Here is a 3,727-nt window from a genome sequence, read left to right on the forward strand (position 1 = left end):
GCAGCGACGACCTGTCAGAGGATTTGACCAACGGCTGGGCGGCGATCATCCAGCATTACTTCGTCGGCGCCTGGATTCCGCCGCGGGACGAGACTCACCGCTATTACACCCGCTCGCTCGACAACAATCAGTACCTGCTAGGGATGTCCTCGCCGCGTCAAAACATTGCCGCGGGGTCCTCCGGCACGTTTGAACACCAGCTTTGGGTCGGGCCGAAGGAACAGGAGCGCCTCGCTCAAGTGGCCGAGGGCCTGGATCTCACCGTCGACTACGGCTGGCTCACGATCATCTCCAAGCCATTGTTTATCGCGCTATCGTGGATCCATGGGGTTGTGGGCAATTGGGGATGGGCGATCGTTATCCTCACCCTTGGCATCAAGCTGGTCTTCTACAAGCTCTCGGAAACCAGTTATCGCTCCATGGCGCGCATGCGCAAGCTCCAGCCGCGCATGCAGCAGCTCAAGGAGCGCTATGGCGATGATCGTCAGGCCCTGAATCAGGCCATGATGAAAATGTACAAGGAAGAGAAGATCAATCCGCTCGGAGGCTGTCTCCCCATCCTTGTGCAAATCCCTGTGTTCATCGCCCTGTACTGGGTATTGCTGGAGAGCGTGGAGCTTCGCCATGCACCGTTCGTGCTGTGGATCAACGATCTCTCCAGCCCGGATCCATACTTCGTGTTGCCGTTGCTGATGGGCGCGAGCATGCTCTTGCAGCAAAAACTCAATCCGGCACCCTTGGATCCGATCCAGCAGAAGATCATGATGGCCCTGCCGATCGTGTTCACGGTGTTTTTCATGTTTTTCCCGGCCGGGCTTGTCCTCTACTGGGTTGCCAACAACGTACTCTCCATCGCGCAGCAGTGGTTCATTACCCGGCGGATTGAGAAGGGCGAGAGCGAGTAACGGAGCACGAGAGCTGTCGTGTCAACGCAGACAATCTGCGCGGTTGCCACGCCGCCGGGCAGGGGCGGCGTGGGCGTTGTGCGCGTCTCTGGCCCGGCCGCGGTTGAGTTGCTTGAGCAGGTAGCGGGAATCGTGCCGGAGCCTCGCCGCGCGGTGTTGCGGGCATTCCGGGATGCGACCGGCGAGGTGATCGATGAAGGCCTCGCCCTGTGGTTTCCCGGCCCAGGTTCGTTCACGGGCGAGGATGTTGCGGAATTCCAGGGCCATGGCGGACCTGTGGTCCTCGATCGTCTGTTAAGGCGCCTCACCGGGCTTGGCGCCCGATTGGCGCGGCCGGGCGAATTCTCGGAGCGGGCGTTTCTCAACGGACGCATGGACCTGGCCCAGGCAGAGGCCATTGCTGACCTGATCCAAGCTGGATCCGAGGCCGGTGCCCGGGCGGCCATGGCGTCCCTCCAAGGTGTGTTCTCTGAGCGCGTCCACAGTCTCAGTGAGGCCCTGGTGGAACTGCGCGTGTACGTCGAATCGGCCATCGACTTCCCCGATGAGGAGCTCGATTTTCTGGGCGACCGCGAGGTGGCCACGGGTTTAGATGGCCTCCGCAGCCGTCTTGATGCCGTGCGTGAAGCCGCCGGTCAGGGTCGGGTGTTGCGTGATGGCATGACTGTGGTCATCGCGGGCCGCCCCAATGCGGGCAAGTCCAGCCTGCTGAACGCCCTCGCCGGAGATGATGCGGCGATCGTCACCGAAATTGCCGGGACCACCCGCGATGTGTTGCGGGAGCAAATCCACCTCGACGGGATGCCGTTGCATGTGGTTGATACCGCCGGCCTGCGCGACAGCGACGAAGCGGTGGAGCGCGAAGGCATCCGCCGAGCCTGGAACGCCATTGACAGCGCAGACCGCCTTCTGCTGGTGGTCGATGATCGCTGCGGGCTCGGCCGCGAGGAGGAGACCATTCTGCGCCGGGTCCCCGCCTCCCTGCCGGTGACGGTGATTCGGAACAAGGCCGACCTGTCTGGCCACGCAACCGGATTGCAAAGCCATGGGCAACCGCCGACAGTCGTGCTGAGTGCGCTGCATGGCAGCGGGGTCGCAGCGCTGCGGGAACACCTTAAGGACTGTATGGGTTATACGCCCGGCGAGGGTGGGTTCATGGCCCGCCGGCGCCATCTGGAAGCACTGGACCGGGCCGAGACAGCGCTACAGGCCGCCGCCGTGCAATGCGAGCGCGGCGCCGGGGAACTCATGGCCGAGGAGTTGCGCCAGGCCCAAGCGGCCCTTGGCGAGGTGACGGGCGAGTTCACCACCGAGGATCTGCTGGACGCGATTTTTTCGACCTTCTGTATTGGCAAATAAGTGGCTCGAGCCAAAGCGCGGCAGACCGTCCCCGCAAATCAGGAGCGTTGTGCTCGGTCGCAACAGGGGCGCCCCCTGTGTTGTTAGGGGACAGCGCTGCTAGACTGAGCCGACTCGCCGTTCGTGCATTGGATAGCCGACCTGGCTTGGCTTGGAGGAAGATTTTTGGACTATCCTGAGCCCTTCGATGTCATTGTCGTTGGCGGTGGACACGCCGGCACTGAGGCGGCGCTGGCAGCAGCCCGCACGGGTGGGCGCGTGTTGCTGCTCACCCATAACATCGAGACCATCGGCCAGATGAGCTGCAATCCGGCAATTGGGGGTATTGGCAAGGGCCACCTGATGCGCGAGATCGACGCGTTGGGTGGTGCGATGGCCAGGGCCACTGACCGCGGCGGCATCCAGTTTCGCACCCTCAATGCGCGCAAGGGGCCGGCAGTGCGCGCGACCCGGGCGCAGGCCGACCGTGTACTGTACAAGGCCGCGATCCGCCAGCTGGTCGAAACCCAGGCCGGTTTGACCGTGTTTCAGCAGGGTGTCGACGACCTGTTACTCTGCGGTGAACGCGTGTATGGCGTCGTGACCCAAATGGGACTGCGGTTTCTCGCGCCCACGGTCGTGCTCACCGTGGGCACCTTCCTTGGTGGCCGCATTCACATCGGTGACACGAACCACCAGGGTGGACGCGCCGGTGACCCGCCGGCCAATGCCCTGGCGGAAAAACTGCGCGCTCGGCCCTTCCGTGTCGGTCGCCTCAAGACAGGCACCCCGCCACGACTCGACGGCAGAACGATTGATTTCAGCAAACTGACGGAACAACCCGGTGACGATCCGGCGCCGGTGGCCTCCTTCATGGGTACTCGCGCCGAACACCCGCAGCAGGTGAGCTGTTGGATCACGCACACGAATGAAGCCACGCATGAGCTGATCCGCGGCGCCTTGGATCGCTCCCCCATGTACTCCGGTGACATTGAAGGGGTCGGTCCGCGTTATTGTCCGTCGGTGGAGGACAAGGTCGTGCGCTTTGCCGACAAGAGTTCGCACCAGATCTTCCTCGAGCCGGAAGGGCTTCACACCCACGAGGTCTACCCCAACGGCATTTCCACCAGCCTGCCGTTCGACGTCCAGCTCGCCATGGTGCGCTCCTGCGCCGGGCTGGAAGCCGCGCATATTACCCGCCCGGGTTACGCCATCGAATACGACTACTTCGATCCCCGGGACCTGCGCCCGAGCCTGGAGACGCAGTACGTGCGCGGCTTGTATTTTGCCGGCCAGATTAACGGCACCACTGGGTACGAGGAAGCGGCGGCGCAGGGCCTCATTGCCGGGCTCAATGCGGCCCGTGCAGTGCAGGACCGTGCGCCCTGGACGCCCGGTCGCGAGCAGGCCTACATTGGGGTGCTCATCGACGACCTCATTACCCGGGGGACCCAGGAGCCGTATCGGATGTTCACGAGCCGGGC

Annotated in this window: 3 protein-coding genes; all 3 read left to right on the forward strand. The window is 63.5% G+C overall.

All coding sequences use genetic code 11. The features are described 5' to 3' along the window. Window positions 1–905, forward strand: a 905-nt coding sequence (yidC, locus tag QZT63_RS18435; protein ID WP_290653280.1) for a membrane protein insertase YidC, incomplete at its 5' end; no start/stop codon positions are given. 18 nt (window positions 906–923) lie between these two features. Then, window positions 924–2,264, forward strand: a complete 1,341-nt coding sequence (gene mnmE / locus QZT63_RS18440) for a tRNA uridine-5-carboxymethylaminomethyl(34) synthesis GTPase MnmE (protein WP_290653282.1) — start codon at window positions 924–926, stop codon at window positions 2,262–2,264. A gap of 165 nt (window positions 2,265–2,429) precedes the next feature. Next, window positions 2,430–3,727, forward strand: a 1,298-nt coding sequence (gene mnmG, locus QZT63_RS18445; protein ID WP_290653284.1) for a tRNA uridine-5-carboxymethylaminomethyl(34) synthesis enzyme MnmG, incomplete at its 3' end; no start/stop codon positions are given.

The organism is Aquisalimonas sp., from assembly GCF_007120195.1.
In the GTDB taxonomy this organism is placed as follows: Bacteria; Pseudomonadota; Gammaproteobacteria; order Nitrococcales; family Aquisalimonadaceae; genus Aquisalimonas.